Source organism: Vibrio sp. 970, from assembly GCF_033339075.1.
The window spans coordinates 1-672 of sequence record NZ_JAWOTW010000366.1 but is presented as its reverse complement, the minus strand read 5'-3'; the positions used below and the strand labels follow the sequence as shown (position 1 = coordinate 672).

The window sequence follows — 672 nt, the reverse complement described above, 5'->3', positions numbered from 1 at the left end:
CTTCTCGGTTTTTCTGAATAACGCTTTGACCTTCCACACACGCAGATGCGGAGTTTTGGGATGCACTTGCGGTCAATTCTGCATGACTTGCTACTTCTGCAGCGGTTGCTGACATTTCATGAATGGCCGTAGCAATTTGGTTTACGTCATTTTGTTGGTGCTCAACGCGTCCTGCCGCCATGGCTGAGAGTTCATTCGCCTGTTGTGCTTGTTCTGACAACTGCTGACTGTTTTCGACGATGTTTTTTAGCATTGATTGCATCTGAGCAAGGAACTGGTTGACGTGCGTGGCCAGTTCACCAATTTCATCCATGCGTTCAATCTCGATGCGCTGCGTCAAATCACCTTCACCTTGTGACAGTTCAGAGAGTGCATCCGACAAAGTTTGCAGTGGACGTAGTAGGCGAGTGATCACGTAAGTGCTGATGGCAGCGATGATCAAATACATCACGATTGAAGCAATGGCAGTAAAGGTCACTTGCTCCGAAACGGAGGCAAAAGCCATTTGTTTGTCTTGCACAACGCCCAGAGACCAATCGGTGTTAGGGACTTGAGCAACATAAATCAGTTGGTCGCCTTGTTTTGGCCACGTGATTGTTTCTAGCTTCGCGTGTTGTGCCAAGTTGGCCATTTTATCGCGCGTCAGTTCTGGATTTAATGTGGTGAGCGGTT

General features: G+C 48.1%; 1 protein-coding gene. It reads right to left on the bottom strand.

The genetic code is table 11. From position 1 onward, the window contains the following. Positions 1 to 672 (bottom strand): HAMP domain-containing protein (locus R7Q11_RS26715; RefSeq protein ID WP_225467060.1); only part of this gene is annotated, 672 nt, incomplete at both ends.